17 protein-coding genes are annotated in these 14,052 nt (G+C 64.7%); 14 read left to right on the top strand and 3 right to left on the bottom strand.

Annotated features, from left to right (window positions below):
• Nucleotides 1-24: 24 nt before the first annotated feature.
• Nucleotides 25-1,242 carry an ATP-binding protein gene (locus P1X14_RS08275; RefSeq protein ID WP_277314861.1) on the bottom strand — a complete coding sequence of 406 codons (1,218 nt, stop codon included), beginning with the start codon at nucleotides 1,240-1,242 and terminating at the stop codon, nucleotides 25-27.
• A gap of 72 nt (nucleotides 1,243-1,314) precedes the next feature.
• Between P1X14_RS08275 and P1X14_RS08270 the strand changes: the two genes are divergently transcribed.
• From P1X14_RS08270 to P1X14_RS08255, 4 genes are all read left to right on the top strand, one after another.
• Nucleotides 1,315-1,701, top strand: coding sequence for a hypothetical protein (locus tag P1X14_RS08270; protein WP_277314860.1), 387 nt, complete (start codon nucleotides 1,315-1,317; stop codon nucleotides 1,699-1,701).
• Between the two features lie 89 nt (nucleotides 1,702-1,790).
• Nucleotides 1,791-2,870 carry a hypothetical protein gene (locus P1X14_RS08265; RefSeq protein ID WP_277314859.1) on the top strand — a complete coding sequence of 360 codons (1,080 nt, stop codon included), beginning with the start codon at nucleotides 1,791-1,793 and terminating at the stop codon, nucleotides 2,868-2,870.
• A gap of 65 nt (nucleotides 2,871-2,935) precedes the next feature.
• Nucleotides 2,936-3,961: a hypothetical protein gene (locus tag P1X14_RS08260; RefSeq protein ID WP_277314858.1), complete on the top strand. Its 1,026-nt coding sequence runs from the start codon at nucleotides 2,936-2,938 to the stop codon at nucleotides 3,959-3,961.
• Nucleotides 3,962-4,079: 118 nt separating this feature from the next.
• Nucleotides 4,080-4,631: a superoxide dismutase family protein gene (locus tag P1X14_RS08255; RefSeq protein WP_277314857.1), complete on the top strand. Its 552-nt coding sequence runs from the start codon at nucleotides 4,080-4,082 to the stop codon at nucleotides 4,629-4,631.
• 40 nt (nucleotides 4,632-4,671) lie between these two features.
• On the opposite strand, the gene P1X14_RS08250 is transcribed toward P1X14_RS08255, so the two are convergent.
• Complete coding sequence (locus P1X14_RS08250; protein ID WP_277314856.1) at nucleotides 4,672-6,234, bottom strand: MFS transporter; 1,563 nt, start codon at nucleotides 6,232-6,234, stop codon at nucleotides 4,672-4,674.
• Between the two features lie 62 nt (nucleotides 6,235-6,296).
• Between P1X14_RS08250 and P1X14_RS08245 the strand changes: the two genes are divergently transcribed.
• From P1X14_RS08245 to P1X14_RS08225, 5 genes are all read left to right on the top strand, one after another.
• Complete coding sequence (locus tag P1X14_RS08245) at nucleotides 6,297-6,764, top strand: low molecular weight protein-tyrosine-phosphatase (protein WP_277314855.1); 468 nt, start codon at nucleotides 6,297-6,299, stop codon at nucleotides 6,762-6,764.
• Nucleotides 6,765-6,854: 90 nt separating this feature from the next.
• On the top strand, nucleotides 6,855-7,604 hold the full coding sequence (locus P1X14_RS08240; protein ID WP_277314854.1) for a hypothetical protein: 750 nt from the start codon (nucleotides 6,855-6,857) through the stop codon (nucleotides 7,602-7,604).
• 73 nt (nucleotides 7,605-7,677) lie between these two features.
• Nucleotides 7,678-8,448 (top strand): hypothetical protein, encoded by a 771-nt coding sequence (locus tag P1X14_RS08235; RefSeq protein WP_277314853.1) that lies wholly within the window; start codon nucleotides 7,678-7,680, stop codon nucleotides 8,446-8,448.
• Nucleotides 8,449-8,502: 54 nt separating this feature from the next.
• The gene (locus P1X14_RS08230; RefSeq protein WP_277314852.1) at nucleotides 8,503-8,916 is read left to right on the top strand and encodes a response regulator transcription factor; all 414 of its coding nucleotides are present in this window, start codon (nucleotides 8,503-8,505) and stop codon (nucleotides 8,914-8,916) included.
• Between the two features lie 96 nt (nucleotides 8,917-9,012).
• Complete coding sequence (locus P1X14_RS08225; RefSeq protein WP_277314851.1) at nucleotides 9,013-9,564, top strand: DUF4199 domain-containing protein; 552 nt, start codon at nucleotides 9,013-9,015, stop codon at nucleotides 9,562-9,564.
• Here P1X14_RS08225 and thpR read toward each other — a convergent pair.
• The gene (thpR, locus tag P1X14_RS08220) at nucleotides 9,561-10,094 is read right to left on the bottom strand and encodes an RNA 2',3'-cyclic phosphodiesterase (RefSeq protein WP_277314850.1); all 534 of its coding nucleotides are present in this window, start codon (nucleotides 10,092-10,094) and stop codon (nucleotides 9,561-9,563) included. The genes P1X14_RS08225 and thpR overlap by 4 nt on opposite strands.
• A gap of 129 nt (nucleotides 10,095-10,223) precedes the next feature.
• On the opposite strand from thpR, the gene P1X14_RS08215 reads away from it, so the two are divergent.
• From P1X14_RS08215 to P1X14_RS08195, 5 genes are all read left to right on the top strand, one after another.
• On the top strand, nucleotides 10,224-10,967 hold the full coding sequence (locus P1X14_RS08215) for a Bax inhibitor-1/YccA family protein (RefSeq protein ID WP_277314849.1): 744 nt from the start codon (nucleotides 10,224-10,226) through the stop codon (nucleotides 10,965-10,967).
• Between the two features lie 167 nt (nucleotides 10,968-11,134).
• Nucleotides 11,135-11,437: a hypothetical protein gene (locus tag P1X14_RS08210; RefSeq protein ID WP_277314848.1), complete on the top strand. Its 303-nt coding sequence runs from the start codon at nucleotides 11,135-11,137 to the stop codon at nucleotides 11,435-11,437.
• A gap of 118 nt (nucleotides 11,438-11,555) precedes the next feature.
• The gene (locus P1X14_RS08205; RefSeq protein WP_277314847.1) at nucleotides 11,556-12,239 is read left to right on the top strand and encodes a ferritin-like domain-containing protein; all 684 of its coding nucleotides are present in this window, start codon (nucleotides 11,556-11,558) and stop codon (nucleotides 12,237-12,239) included.
• Between the two features lie 29 nt (nucleotides 12,240-12,268).
• Entirely contained in the window at nucleotides 12,269-12,838 is a 570-nt protein-coding gene (locus P1X14_RS08200) for a hypothetical protein (RefSeq protein WP_277314846.1), read from the top strand.
• A gap of 217 nt (nucleotides 12,839-13,055) precedes the next feature.
• Nucleotides 13,056-14,018 (top strand): NAD(P)-dependent oxidoreductase, encoded by a 963-nt coding sequence (locus P1X14_RS08195; protein ID WP_277314845.1) that lies wholly within the window; start codon nucleotides 13,056-13,058, stop codon nucleotides 14,016-14,018.
• Nucleotides 14,019-14,052: the final 34 nt, after the last annotated feature.

The raw sequence follows: 14,052 nt of genomic DNA, 5'->3' as shown, positions 1-14,052 counted from the left end.
GCAAACGCCTCTCTTTCAACACGGTTACGTCTTTATGACAGTCCGGGCAGGCAGAAGGATGGTGACCGTCGTTCCCTTGCCGACGGCCGAGGTGATATCGAGGCGGCCGCGGTGCCGCTCGACCACATGCTTGACGATGGCGAGGCCGAGGCCGGTGCCGCCCAGCGTGCGGCTGCGTCCGGAATCGACGCGGTAGAAGCGCTCGGTCAGGCGCGGGATATGTTCGGGCGGAATGCCTTCGCCTTCGTCGGCCACGCTGAGCTGGACCATGCCGTCGCTGCGCGGATGGAGCTTCAGCGTGACCGGCGTGGATTCGCGGCCATATTTCATGGCGTTGCCGACGATATTGTGGAGCAGCTGCGAAAGCTGGACCCGGTCGCCGCGGATTTCAGGGACTTCGCTGGTGTCGACCACCAGATCGTCCGATCGCTTGCTGCCCCCGGCGCCGATCTCCTCCAGCACTTCCTTGAGCAGGGCGTTCAGATCGACCGTCTGTTCGGGCTTGCGATATTTGTCGGCTTCGATGCGGCTCAATGAGATCAGGTCGTCGATCAGCCGCTGCATGCGTCGTGCCTCGTCGAACATGATCCGCAGAAAGCGGTCGCGCATCGCCGGTTCGGTGTCGGGATCGTCGCGCAGCGTTTCGACATAGCCGAGCAGCGCGGCCAGCGGCGTGCGCAGCTCGTGGCTGGCATTGGCGACGAAATCGACACGCATCCGCTCGGCGGTATAGCTGCCGGTGCGGTCGATCAGATGGACGATGCGCTGGCGGCCGATATCGCGGACGCGCATTTCCCAGCGCTGGTCACGCGTGCCCAAGCCGACCAGATGGATCGGCGCGCCGGGCGTTGCCTCGATCGGATTGAGCAGGCGTTCGGCCGCGGCGGGGTGGCGGATCGCCAGGCGGACATCCTCGCCGATGATATGCTGGCCCAGCAGCGCGCGGGCGGCGTGATTGGCGGAAAGCACGCGATTGGCGGCGATCACCAGCACCGGCTCGGCAATGGCCTCCATCGCTTCGGCCAGCGGTGGTTCCTGGCTCTCGGGGCTTGCCGCGGGGGCAGGGCGAGACGAACGATCGGGTTCTTCCCCCGCGCCGGTCGCGATCAGCACTGCCGCCACGCCGGCGACCAGCACCAGCAGCGCCGCCTGCGCGTCATGATTGAGCAGATAGCTGGCCAGCGCCGCGAGCGCCGCGACGGCCAGCGCCATCAATGCGCGAAATCCGGAAGAAGCAGGCATGATGCGGCCCCTCTAGCCGGGTTAACTGCGATTTACGATTGCGAAAGAGGCTTGGGCGCAGGAAGAAGCATCATGGCCGACGATAACGAGCTTCCCCGGGCAACCAGACGTGCGCTGATGATCGGCGCCGCGTCGGCGTCCGCGATCGTTTCGATCCGTCCGGCACTGGCGCAGACCAGTGCATCGGTGATGAATTGCGAGATTCCGGTGCCCGATCCGGGCAAGGCGGGCAGCTATATCGCGCCCGACGGGACGCTGGTCGCACCCGGCACTGCAGGCGCATTCCCGCCGCCGGGCGTGAAGTACAAGGCCGAGGATGTGAAGCGCGCGCTGAACGGCGGCACGCTGCCCGGCGCTGATTATGAGCGCAGCCGCGCCTACACCAACTATATCCGCCGCCTGCAATCGGGCACGGCGGGCTTCACCTGCTTCGCCTCGCTGCAGATGCCGCGCGGCTGAGGCCGCATTTTTCACCGATTTGCTGCTGGCTTGCGCCGCCGTGCGTCGCGCGGGCATGGTGCGCGTCGGGCAGGATTTGGGGATCGACGATGCGGCGGCTTGCTATTCTGATCGCGGGGCTGGCGCTTGCGGCTGGCGGAAGCGCGATGGCCCAGACGCCTGTCGAGCCGCCAGTACATCCCCAGACCCCGCAGGAGATCGCGAAAACCTGCCGCAAGGTGGGCGATGTGGCGAGCCGCGACGGCCGCCCGCAATTCCTGAAGATCGCACCCGAAAGCGCCGCACGGCTGGCCGAGATCGGGCTGGACCGCGCGGGCATTTTCGCGCTGATGGCCGAGACCTCGATCCCCGAAACGGTCGGTTGCTGGGCGATGCCGGTGGGCAATTTCGACAGCCAGTTGATCTCGGTCGGCATGTCGCAATGGAATTTCGGGACGGGCAGCCTGCAACCGGTGCTGAAGGCTTGGCGCGCGCAGTTCCGGTCAGGGCGGGCGTATCGCAAGGCGGTACGCGAGCTGGCGCCGGTCTATGGCAAGCTGCTGTTCTCGCGCGATTGCCTGAAGGTGCCGGTGGGGGACAAATGCCGCGCAGGCGTGCTGGCGGCGCATGGCAGCGACGGCTGGCTGAACCCGGTGATCTTCGCCGAGCTGACCGCAATCTTCGAAAGCGACGAGATGCTGCAGGTGCAGGCCGATCACTATGTCGAACTGCTCGAAGCGGTGCGGATCGATCTGCTGCGCGTGTTCGCGGGCCAGCCGATCACCCGGCGCAAGGTGCGCTGGGCGGTGGATACCAAGGTGCAGCAGGGCTTCTTTCCGCTCGACGAGGATCTGGCGCGGGTGCGCGGCAAGCTGGCGGCGATGCCCGAAAGCGAGCGCTGGGACCGGTTGCGCGCGATCTTTAACTGGTATCGCAGCCTCAGCCTGACGATCGATCAGGACGGGGTGAAGCGCGACTTCGACTGGAACTACCAGCAGTGGAACTGCATGATCGACAAGGGGATGATCGATCCCGAAGCCTATGAGATGCTGCATCTGACCTTCATCCGCAGCCGCACCGCGGTCGGCAATTCGGGCCGGTGGCAGGCGCTGACCTTCTCGCGGCGGGCGAAGATCATCCTCGGCATCGGCAGCGTGAGCGGGCGCCGCGACGGGAATTGTACCGGCTGAGGCTCGACTCCCCGCCGGGGAACCTGCATCATCCTGCATGATCGCGTTCGTCGGGGGAGCGTTTCATGGCACGGTGGTTTCTTGCGCTGTTCCTGATGCTGGCGGCGGCCATGCCCGCGCATGCGGCGGAGTGCCGCAAGGTGGGCGATGTCGATGGCAAGTCGGGCAAGCCGAACTTCCTCAAGATCGATCCCGTGGACGCGGCCAAGCTGGCGGAGATCGGGATCGACCGCGCGATGATCTTCGCCGCGATGGTCGAGACGTCGATGCCGGAGACGGGCGGCTGCTGGGCAGGGCCATCGGGCAATTTCGACGGACAGGTCATCTCGGTCGGCATGTCGCAATGGAATTTCGGGACGGGCAGCCTGCAGCCGCTGCTCAAGAGCTGGCGCTCGCGCTTCGCGACCAATGCGGCGTTCGTGAATGCCCGGAACACGCTGGCGCCGGCGTTCGGCGAACTACTGTTCTCCGACGGATGCCTGGCCGCCACGATCAGCACCGCGTGCCGCAACGGATTGCTGGCCGGGCAGGACGCGGCGGGCAAGCTGGGGCCGGTGCTGAAGGCCGAACTGGTCGCCCTGTTCGAGACCGACCTGATGCTGCAGGTGCAAACCGACACGTTCGTGAAGCTGCTGCGGTCGGTGCAGGCCGATCTGGCGCGGGTGTTCCCAAGCGGGCCGATCACCGCGCGCAAGATCAAATGGGCGATCGACACCAAGGTGCAGCAGGGCGGTTTCCCGGCCGACGCGGACCTGCTGCGCGTGCGGCTGAAGATGATCAACCAGACGCCCGAGCAGCGGACCGCGCGGCTGAAGGCACTGGTGCGCTGGTATCAGGCGATCGGCGAGACGATCGATCAGGACGGCATCGTCTATGATCTGGCGTGGAATGCCCAGCGCTGGACCTGCATGATCGACAAGGGGCTGGTGGACGAGGAGCAGCACGAGTTGCTGACGCTGACCTTCCTGCGCAGCCGCACCGCGACCGGCAATGGCGGGCGGTGGCAGGCGCTGACCTTCCAGCGGCGAGCGAAGATCATTTTGGGCGTCGGATCGATCGGCGGGACGCGCACCGGGGACTGCATCGCCTGATATTCGACGATTGTATTATTGTGTTTCCAGGACCGCGGAATCGTTTCCGTGGCGTCACGGCTCTTGGAACCCGCGCGCTATCCAGTCATTGGAAGGCAAATTTCATGGAGATCGGACGATGACGGCTTTGCGGATTGCAGCAGCGGCGGCGCTGGTTCTGGCAGGCACCAGCGCGTGTGCGGCGAAGGAAGAGGTCGTGACGACTTCCGGCGGACGCTATGCGGCGGGCAGCTTCGTCGTCGAGGCGCTGCTCAAGACGCCGGAGGGCGCCGATGTCGGCAAGGCCTGGGTGAAGCAGAAGGACGGCGACCTTGTGGTGAGCATGGAGGTGAGCGGCGTCTCGCCCGGCCCGCACGGCGTGCACATCCACACGGTCGGCAAGTGCGAAGCGCCCGGCTTCACCACGGCGGGCGGTCACTGGAACCCGAGCGGCCACCAGCATGGCAGCATGAACCCGGCCGGCCCGCATGTCGGCGACATCCCCAATCTGGTGGTCGGCGCGGACGGCAAGGGCACGATGACCTTCACCCTGCCGGGCGGCGCGTTCGAGGATCTGATGGACGAGGACGGCGCGGCCTTCGTCGTGCATGCCGGTCCGGACGATCTGAAGACCGACCCCGCAGGCAACAGCGGCGCGCGGATCGCGTGCGGGGTGTTTGCTGCGAAGTGAGTTCTCTAAGCCCCTCCTTCTGAAGGGGAGGGGCTTTTTCTCAGAGCGGTTCCCCAGACTGCCGCGCACGTTCCTCACGGGTCGCTTCGGCCTTCGGCACCAGCCGATAAGCCAGAATACCCGCCAGCAGCGCAACCGGCACGGTAGCGATCAGCGACAGGATACCGGTCGACAGGCTGCCGGTCAGATCCGCCACCCGGCCCGCCAGATACGGACCCATCGCCAACCCCAGCAACGTCGTGCCGATGAAGAAGGCGGCAGTCGCGGTACCGCGCATGCGGGGCAGGACGAGGTCCTGCGTCGATGCGGCGGCGGCGCCCAGTGCACTGCTGGCGAGGAACTGCGCGACGGGCAGCATCATGTAGAAGACCGATTTCTCGCCGGTGGTGAAGGCGAGCGCGACGGCGGGGATCGGAGCGATCGCCCCGAAGATGATCACCGCGATACGGCCCGAAGGCCGCTTCAGCCGCAGCCGGTCCGCGGTCATCCCGCCCAGCGTGACGCCGAGGAAGCCGGAAAGGATCGCCGGACCGCCGACCCACAGACCGATCTCGGCCGGGGTCACGCCGAAGGTGCGGATGCCATAGATCGGCGCGACTGCCGACACGGCATAGGCCATGAACGCGTTCAGGCCATAGGCGACCACGACGCACAGGAACGCGGGGGTGCCGACGATCAGCGCGAAGGTTGGCCGGTCGCGGTGACGCAGCGCCGCTGCCCAGCTGTACACCGCATAGACGCCGATCCCGACCGCGATCCATTGCGGCTTCGGCTCGCCGGCCCAAATCAGCCCGCTGACCACCAGCACGACCGCCAGCAGCACCGCCAGATTGCCGATCAGCGCATTCACCCCGTTGCGCGCCGCACCGATCAGGGTGAGCGGCGGGACGATGGTCAGAAGGTCTTCGAAAAAGGCCTTGAACGGTGCGGGATGGGCCGGAGCGATCAGCCCCTCCGACTGGCCGCGGGTGGGCTCGCGCAGGGTGAAGACCAGCACGGCAAGCAGGATGCCGGGCAGGCCGACCGCCATGAACGCGGCCTGCCAGCCGACCAGCCCGAACGGACCGCCGCCGGGATAGGCGGCGTTCCACCACTCGACGATCTTGCCCCCGACGAACAGCGAGAAGCCGCCGCCGAAATAGATGCCGGCCGAATAGATAGCCAGCGCAGTGGCGCGCTGGCGCTTGGGGAACCAGTCCGACAGCAGCGAATAGGCGGCAGGGCTGGCAGTCGCCTCGCCGATGCCGACGCCGATCCGCGCGGCGGTAAGCTGCATCCCGCTGCGCGCGAGGCCCGAAAGCGCAGTCATCGCCGACCACAGCGCAAGGCCCGCGGTGAGCAGGCGGACGCGGTGCCAGTTATCGGCCAGCCGCCCGAGCGGAATGCCGAACAGCGCGTAGAACACGCCGAAAGCGGTGCCGTAGAGAAAGCCGATATCGGCATGGGTGAGGCCGAGATCCTTCTGGATATCGTCGGCAAGAATGGTGATGATCTGGCGATCGATGAAATTGAGCGCGTAGACGAGGAAGAGGATGACGAGAACATACCAGCTATAGGCACTGGCACGGGTTTCGGCCGGAGCCGCCTGCGTATCGCTCGCCATATCCTCTCCCTTTTCTTTGCGCCCAGCCTAGGACCATACCGAGTTTACGAAAAGGGGTTTTCGTGAGGCCGCAATCCTATCTGTTCGTCTGTCTGGGCAATATCTGCCGGTCGCCACTGGCCGAGGCCGCGATGCGCGACGCTGCCGCGCGGGCGGGCGTGGAAGCGACCGTCGACAGCGCCGGGACGGGCGACTGGCATGCTGGCTTCCCACCCGATCCACGATCGCAGGCGGTCGCGGCGCGGCACGGGATCGACATCTCAAGGTACAAGGCGCGTCAGGTGCGCGGCGAGGATTTCCGGCGCTTCGACTTCATCCTGGCGCTGGACCGGCAGAATCTGCGCGACCTTCGCGCGATTGCGCCCAATGACTCGACCGCGCAGATCGCGCTGCTGATGGATCATGTCCCCGGCCGCACGGGCGAGGATGTGCGCGATCCCTATTATGGCGACGAAGGTGATTTCGACACGGTGTGGGAAGAGGTGAAACTGGCTGCCGAGGGGCTGGTGCGGGCTCTGCGTACCGCGTGATTTTGCCCGTCGGAACGGTGCAATAACGATAGTGGCCTTGGCACGATTCAAGCTATCCGGAAGCATGCCACGGCCCGGGAGCGCGAAGCCATGACGACGCAGTACACGATCTATCTGGTCAACCAGTCCGGAACGACCTGGGATTTCGCTCTCTTCTTCGCGATGCCGCCGGAACTGGCAGGCCATCCATATGTGTACGGTAATTCAAGCGTATGGATGCCGGTAAAACCCAATTATGACGGGCTTCTCGGCTTCGGCATTGCGGAGAGCTATGTTGTGGCGCCGGACGCCGGCAACCAATCGGTCCTGGAGGGATCGACGATCGCGCCGATAGTGTTCGTGCCGACCAACCTGTCACAGGCATGGCGCGCAACCTATTTCTACCTGCGACCGCCCGTGGGGCCGGGGCTGACGGCGTTGTCCACAGCGGTGCCGCCGGGCAGCGTCTCGATTACCACCGACATTTGCGACCCGCCCGCTCGCGGGAATGAGGATCTGTGTCCCAGCATGTCGTTCGGGTTGGATTTCGAGTTGGGGTTCACCGGCGTGACGTGGCTCCCGGTTGCGGGTGAGACTGTGACGATCACGCCGAAGATGGATTTCCTTGTCGTGGCGATGGGTAGGTTCGAGTCCAATCAACTGACCCCGCTGGCCGAACTGGCGCAGTCTAGTGCGGCCGTTTCGGTGCCGGACAGCTTTGCCGAGGGAGCGTGCACTGTCACGTTGCTCCCCGACGGTACATGGAGCGTCGTTCCGGGAATAGTGCTTGGCGCGCATCCAGCCCGCGGCGAGGAACCCGGCTCTGGCGGCCCGGCGATCATGCCGGCTTCGCTGGAATAGCCACCGCGCCGGGTGATTTGCCGATCAGAACGGTTCAATAACGATAGCGGTGGCGGCGCGGTTTCGCGGTATCATGGGCCATGCCATGATCGAGGAGAGCGAAGCCATGGACCAGTACACGATCAATCTGGTGAACCAGTCCGCCGTCAATCAGGTCTTCTGGGTCTTCCTCGCGCCGCCGCAGGAGCTTGCGTACAATCCGGGCGTGTTCGCCAATTCCAGCGCGGCGATGGTGGTCGCTCCGAACGCCCCTTCGCCGACCAGCATCACGATCCCCGTGCAATATATCGTCGGGGCAGGCGCGAGCAAAGAGGCGGTCGGGCTGAATGTCGTGATCGATTCGGACATCGTCAACAACAGCGACCTGTCGCAGACTTGGCAGGTGAACTACGCGAACGTGCCGCCCCCCGAGGGGCCGAATATGGAACTGGCGGGAGCGACAGGGCCGGACAATATCGCGATCACCGCGAATGAATTCGACCAGCCGAACAACGAAGGAAACGGCTGGTTTGCCAGCATGTCGTTCGGCATTCAGACCTCGTCCGGTTTCGTCGGCATGACCTGGTCGCCGGCACCCGGCCAGACCTTGACCATGACGCCGGTCCTGAACTTCTATGTCACGACGGGCAATTTCAGCAACAACGCCCTGACCGACTGGGATACGATCCAGCAGAACAGCGCCTATGTGTCGGTGCCGACAGATTTCGCGCAGAATGCGTGCACGGTCACCCTGACGTCCAACGGTAATTGGAACGTCACGCCCGGAGCGATGATGGGCGCGCGAGCCGATGGTGTGGAGCGCGGTGCGGGCGGGCCGGCGATCATGCAGGTTCCCACCGAGTAGGTCCGCCGCGACGGGGCTTGGCGTGCGCCGCGCTTTGCGGCAGCCTCGACGGCGATGAAGCGGATGATATTCCTCTATGCCGGTGCGCTGGCCGCGGCGGCGTTTGCCGTGCAGTGGCTGGAGTATCGCTATGCGGCGCGCGCGCTGACCGGTGAAATCTATATCGCGGTGCTGGCCGTCGCCTTTGTCGGGCTGGGCATCTGGGCGGGCATGCGGCTGACGCCGCGCACCGTGCGCGGGCCGTTCGAGCGCAATCGGGCCGCGATCGACTCGCTGGGGCTGACACCACGCGAATGCGAGATTCTCGGACTGCTGGCCTCGGGACAATCGAACAAGGAACTGGCGCGGACACTGGGCATCTCGCCCAACACGGTGAAGACGCATGTCGCGCGCCTGTTCGAGAAACTGGAAGTGGGCGGGCGCATCCAGGCGATCGAAAAGGCCCGCTGGCTGGCACTGATCGAGTAGGAAATCGGGGCGACGGGCCCAAATCACCCATCCGGGTGATAGCTCCCGGCCCTGAAAACCGGCCAGACCGGCGGCGCAACAAGGGGAGTGATCGTCATGAATCCGGTTCTTCGTTACGCTTTGGTCTATGGCTGGCTGGTGGGAGCCGCCATCATCGGAACCACATTGGTGCTGCTGGTCACATCGGGCCAGGATCATGCCGACGGATCGGTGTTCCTCGGCTATCTGATCATGCTGGTGGCGATGGTGCTGATCTTCGTCGGGTTGAAGCGCTATCGCGATGTGGAGAAGGGCGGGGTGATCCGCTTCCTGCCAGCGCTTGGCGTGGGCATGGCGATCTCTCTGATGGCGGCGCTTGCCTATGTGGTGCTGTGGGAGGTCTATATGTGGGCGACCGACTATACCTTCCTCGACAAGTTCATCGCGACCCAGACCGAGATATGGCGCGCGCAGGGCATGCCCGCGGCCGAGTTGGCGAAGAAGGTGGCCGAGATGGACGCGATGCGAGTGTGGTACGCCAATCCGGTGTGGCGCATGCTGATCACCTTCATGGAGATCGCGGTGGTGACGCCAGTCGTGCCGCTGATCTCGGCGGCGCTGCTGCGCAACCCCAAGTTTCTGCCCGCGCGGGAAAAGGCGCCGGATTAACCCAACGGATAGCGTTCGACCGTCTCGTAGCTGGCGCCTTCGCTGCCCAGCCGGCTTTCGAACAGGATGAAATGGGTAAAGCCGAACGGCTCGCTCGACAGCCCGGCATGATCGGCCAGGAAACGATCGGCGATGCCGGACGGGCCGCTCATCCGGGCAAGAGTAATGTGGGGCAGATAGGCGCGGCGTTCCGGCTCGAGGCCGAGCCGGACCAGCGCCTGATCGACCTTGCGATGGAGGCTGGCAAGCGCATCGTGCGGGCGCAAGCCTGCCCACACTGCATTCGGTCGGCCGCGGCTGTCGAACTCGCCGACGCCGTCGATCGCGACCTGCATCGCGGGCCAGTGGACCTGGCCGAGCGCGATGGCGATATCCTCGGCGACCGGGCGCTCGACTTCGCCGATATAGCGAAGGGTGATATGAAGCTGGCCGTCATCCTGCCAGCGCGCGCCGGGGATGCCGCCCATCAGGTCGAGCAGGCGGGCGCGGATCGCCGCGGGCGGGCGCAGGCCGACGAACAGGCGGTGCATATGCCTGCTCTAGCGCGGCCGGGACGTGATTAACACAGGGCGCTGCACCCGGGTTTTGCTTGAAAATCGGCCCCGGAACGATGATATTCCCGAGTGAAACCGGCAGATGTGCCGGCAAAGGAGTTGAAGATGGCCAACTGGTCCGATCCCAATCCGAGCGTCGGCTACGCGCCGCAGGTGGATGCGCGCAGCGCGGCCTATGACGCGGGCCTGCGTGCGTACATGCTGTCCGTGTACAATTACATGGCATCGGGCGTGCTGCTGACCGGCATCGTCGCGATGGCGTTCTCGTGGGGCATCGAGACGTCGCTGGCCGCACAGATCTTCTCGGGCGGCGGTTTCCTGCCGCTGGCGATCATCTTCTCGCCGCTGATCATCGTGCTCGCGATGAGCTTCGGCCAGAACCGCATGTCGACCGGCACGCTCCAGGCCCTGTACTGGACCTACACGGTGCTGATGGGCCTTTCGCTCTCGACCATCTTCCTGCGCTACACCGGCACCTCGATCGCGCAGTGCTTCTTCGCGACCGCGGCGGGCTTCGCGGGCCTCAGCCTGTGGGGCTACACCACCAAGAAGGACCTGTCGGCGTTCGGCACCTTCCTGATCATGGGTGTGGTCGGCCTGATCGTGGCGAGCATCATCAACATCTTCATGCAGTCTGATTCGCTCAGCCTGGTGATCAGCGCCGCCGGCGTGCTGCTGTTCGCGGGCCTGACCGCTTACGATACGCAGAAGATCAAGAGCATGTACGCTTATGTCGCGGGCACCGACATGATGGGCAAGGTCGTGATCATGGGTGCGCTGAACCTGTATCTCGACTTCATCAACATGTTCCTGTTCCTGCTGCGCCTGTTCGGCTCCAGCCGGGATTAAGTCGCTCGAACATAATGTGGATCAACGGCCCGGCGGAGAAATTCGCCGGGCCGTTTTTCTTTGCGCCGAGCCGGGGAACGGGGTCGGGTTCCATCCGTTTCAGTAGGGCAACGCTCAATTGGAGAGTGACAATGGACGCGAACCCGATCGATCCGGCGCTGGACCGAATGTCCGTGGCGCCCGTGATGGAGGACGAAGGCAAGCCGGCCCCGACGCTGGCTGCCGATGCGGGCACGGATGAATCGATTGCCCAGCGCCTCTATCGTAACCCCGAAAGCAAGGAAGCGCGGCTGGACCGCGGTCTGGACGAGTCGATGGACGCGTCCGATCCGCCCGCGACCACCCAGCCGGTGCACAGCCACGAACCGCCCGAAAGCTCGGGCTATAACGCGAAGGCCGAGGCCAAGCTCGCCAAGGGCAAGGAACCCGGCCTGATCGGAAAGATCGCGCAGAAGCTGGGTCTCGATTGAGGCTGACGGCACAGCGTGAAAACCGCATCGCCGCCGCGACATCGATCGCGGCGGCGATTGCCGTAAGCCCTTGATTTGACTGTTTGACGCTGGGGCATACGAGGCGTAGCCTTCGCCCATGATTGCCGCATTCCGCCGCCGATATCTGGACCTGCTGGCGTCGATCTACATCTATAACGAGCATCGCGGCTATACGAGCATCGACCGGGTGCTTGAGGCTGTCCGCGCGCGCTCGCCCGACGATCTGCAACTGATCGCGGATATCGAGAAACACCGTGCCGACGAGCGCAAACATTATGTGATGTTCAAGCGCTGGTTCGAGCTGAAGGGCATGATGCCGCTGAAGGTGGATCGCACCTGCGGCCATATCGATCGCTTCGTCGAGATCATGTTCCACCGCACCATCGACAATCTCGATACGCAGCGGATCATTGCCGAGGACGATCAGTTCGAGAAATTGTGCCGGGTGATCTCGCTGACCGAGCAGCGCGGTTTCCGCCAGGTCGAGATATTGCTGCGCCATCCACTGGTGCGCGACGACAAGGCGATGATCCGCATCTTCCAGGTCGTCCATCGCGACGAGCCGAGTCATTGGGCGCCCTATGACGGCTGGCTGAAGGCCAATGGCAAGCGCGACCCGAAATGGTGGGAGTGCGCGATCGACACGTTCATCCATTCGGAATTGCTGTTCCTGAAACTGCCCCTGCTGTTCGTGAACCCCTGGCTGAAGCGGCGGAGCGATTGGGCCGACGCGAGCGATCCGGCCGAGCGGCTTGCCTCGCCGGTGAACGCGGCGGCATAGTCCGCGGCGCCGGGGAGGGCAGGGCCACGATGACGATCTTCGAATATTTCATGGTGCTGCTGTCGGTGATGCTGTCGCTGGCGCTGGCACAGCTGGTGACCGGCGCGGGCGAACTGATCCGGGCGCGCGGGCTTGTGCGCTGGTCGTTCGGCTATGCGCTGTGGCTGGTGATCGGTTTCCTGCTGGTGCTCGACTGGCGGACCAGCCTGTGGCTGGTGCGCGGCGTGGGGCAGTGGCGGCTGGTGACGCTGGTGTTCATGCTGCTCCAGGCGTCGACCATCTATCTCTATGTGCTGTGGCTGGTGCCAAAGGGCGCCGGGGACAGCGAGATCGACCTGCGCGACTATCTGGTGACCAACCGGCGACTCTTCCTGACGGCGTTCGGCATCTACTGCGTGCTGGGCTGGATCACCAACGTGATGATCCTGCCGCCCGAGGCGATGATGGATCTTGCCAACTATGCGACCCTTGGGCCTGCGCTGGCGCTCACCGTGCTGGCATGGGTAACATCGAACCGCTGGGTGCACAGGTTGGTCCCGGTGGCGGTTCTGGGGATGATGATCGCCTATTTCGCTCTTTATTTTCAAACGATTGGCTGATCGGAATGGAAAAGGCCGGGCACAGGGGTGCCCGGCCTTGAAGTCCTCAGGAACCTAATCCTCGGTACGTGGCGCCCTTTTACTCGAATCCCGACACGGGACAATTGAGTCGAACTACGATCGGCCTTTCTACCTAGTTTTGTTTTGGCCGGTAACTTTCGCCGGGTTTTGTCGTGGCGGGGTTGATTTCCGCGCGCGATCCGGGCCTTGGGGCGGCATGCGGGTACTTCTGACTGGATCGTCCGGCTGGCTGGGCCGCTTCCTCGCGCCGATGCTGCGCGAGGCGGGCCATGTCGTGACCGGACTGGACGTGGCGCCGAGCGCGGACACCGATGTGGTGGGCAGCGTCGCCGATCGCGCGCTGGTCGATCGCGTGTTCGGCGATCACGGCATCGAAGCGGTGATCCATGGCGGCGCGCTGCACAAGCCGGACATCGTCCGCTATCCCGCACAGGCATTCATCGACGTGAATGCCAGCGGCACGCAGAACCTGCTCGAGGCGGCGCGGATTGCCGGGCACGACCGGTTCGTCTTCACCTCCACCACCTCGCTGATGATCACCCAGGCGATCCGCGACGAGCGTGCCGCGGAAGCGATCTGGCTCGACGAGACCAGCGGTCCGCTGGCGCCGCGCAACATCTATGGCGTGACCAAGCTGGCGGCCGAGCATTTGTGCCGTCTCGCGCATCTCGAACATGGATTGTCCTGCGCCGTACTACGCACCGCACGCTTCTTCCCTGAGGAGGACGACACGCATCGCGACCTTTCGGGCGAGAATATGAAGGCGAACGAGTTCCTCAATCGCCGCCTGACGGTGGAAGACGCGGCACGGGCGCATCTGCTGGCACTGGAAAAGGCGCCGGCGATCGGCTTCGGCACCTATGTCCTGTCCGCGCCGACGCCGTTTTCGCGGGCGGACTGCGCCGAACTGAAGGCCGATGCCCCCGCAGTGATCGCACGCCATTTCCCTGACGCCGAGGCGCTCTATGCCCGGCGCGGGTGGAAGCTGCCGCGCAGTATCGGGCGGGTGTACGACGCATCGCTGGCCGAACGGGAATGGGGCTTCCGCTGCGAGACGGACTTCGCCGCAATACTGGCGGCGCTGCATGAGGGCAGGGACCTACCCTTCGCGCACGATGCGGACTATGTTTCGCCCAAGGAACGAATCGGCGTGGCCTGACTCGCTCATAGTCTTGCCCTGTTTGCCGAAGTGT

It is taken from the genome of Sphingomonas sp. AOB5, from assembly GCF_029433115.1.
Taxonomy (GTDB): Bacteria; Pseudomonadota; Alphaproteobacteria; order Sphingomonadales; family Sphingomonadaceae; genus Sphingomonas.
This window is presented reverse-complemented; position numbering and strand designations above follow the sequence as displayed.

What these genes read in the sequence shown, in the direction of transcription:
- P1X14_RS08275 (WP_277314861.1), bottom strand. Translation starts at nt 1,242, where the DNA reads ATGCCTGCTTCTTCCGGATTTCGCGCATTGATGGCGCTGGCCGTCGCG.
- P1X14_RS08270 (WP_277314860.1), top strand. Translation starts at nt 1,315, where the DNA reads ATGGCCGACGATAACGAGCTTCCCCGGGCAACCAGACGTGCGCTGATG.
- P1X14_RS08265 (WP_277314859.1), top strand. Translation starts at nt 1,791, where the DNA reads ATGCGGCGGCTTGCTATTCTGATCGCGGGGCTGGCGCTTGCGGCTGGC.
- P1X14_RS08260 (WP_277314858.1), top strand. Translation starts at nt 2,936, where the DNA reads ATGGCACGGTGGTTTCTTGCGCTGTTCCTGATGCTGGCGGCGGCCATG.
- P1X14_RS08255 (WP_277314857.1), top strand. Translation starts at nt 4,080, where the DNA reads ATGACGGCTTTGCGGATTGCAGCAGCGGCGGCGCTGGTTCTGGCAGGC.
- P1X14_RS08250 (WP_277314856.1), bottom strand. Translation starts at nt 6,234, where the DNA reads ATGGCGAGCGATACGCAGGCGGCTCCGGCCGAAACCCGTGCCAGTGCC.
- P1X14_RS08240 (WP_277314854.1), top strand. Translation starts at nt 6,855, where the DNA reads ATGACGACGCAGTACACGATCTATCTGGTCAACCAGTCCGGAACGACC.
- P1X14_RS08235 (WP_277314853.1), top strand. Translation starts at nt 7,678, where the DNA reads ATGGGCCATGCCATGATCGAGGAGAGCGAAGCCATGGACCAGTACACG.
- P1X14_RS08230 (WP_277314852.1), top strand. Translation starts at nt 8,503, where the DNA reads ATGAAGCGGATGATATTCCTCTATGCCGGTGCGCTGGCCGCGGCGGCG.
- P1X14_RS08225 (WP_277314851.1), top strand. Translation starts at nt 9,013, where the DNA reads ATGAATCCGGTTCTTCGTTACGCTTTGGTCTATGGCTGGCTGGTGGGA.
- thpR (WP_277314850.1), bottom strand. Translation starts at nt 10,094, where the DNA reads ATGCACCGCCTGTTCGTCGGCCTGCGCCCGCCCGCGGCGATCCGCGCC.
- P1X14_RS08215 (WP_277314849.1), top strand. Translation starts at nt 10,224, where the DNA reads ATGGCCAACTGGTCCGATCCCAATCCGAGCGTCGGCTACGCGCCGCAG.
- P1X14_RS08210 (WP_277314848.1), top strand. Translation starts at nt 11,135, where the DNA reads ATGTCCGTGGCGCCCGTGATGGAGGACGAAGGCAAGCCGGCCCCGACG.
- P1X14_RS08205 (WP_277314847.1), top strand. Translation starts at nt 11,556, where the DNA reads ATGATTGCCGCATTCCGCCGCCGATATCTGGACCTGCTGGCGTCGATC.
- P1X14_RS08200 (WP_277314846.1), top strand. Translation starts at nt 12,269, where the DNA reads ATGACGATCTTCGAATATTTCATGGTGCTGCTGTCGGTGATGCTGTCG.
- P1X14_RS08195 (WP_277314845.1), top strand. Translation starts at nt 13,056, where the DNA reads ATGCGGGTACTTCTGACTGGATCGTCCGGCTGGCTGGGCCGCTTCCTC.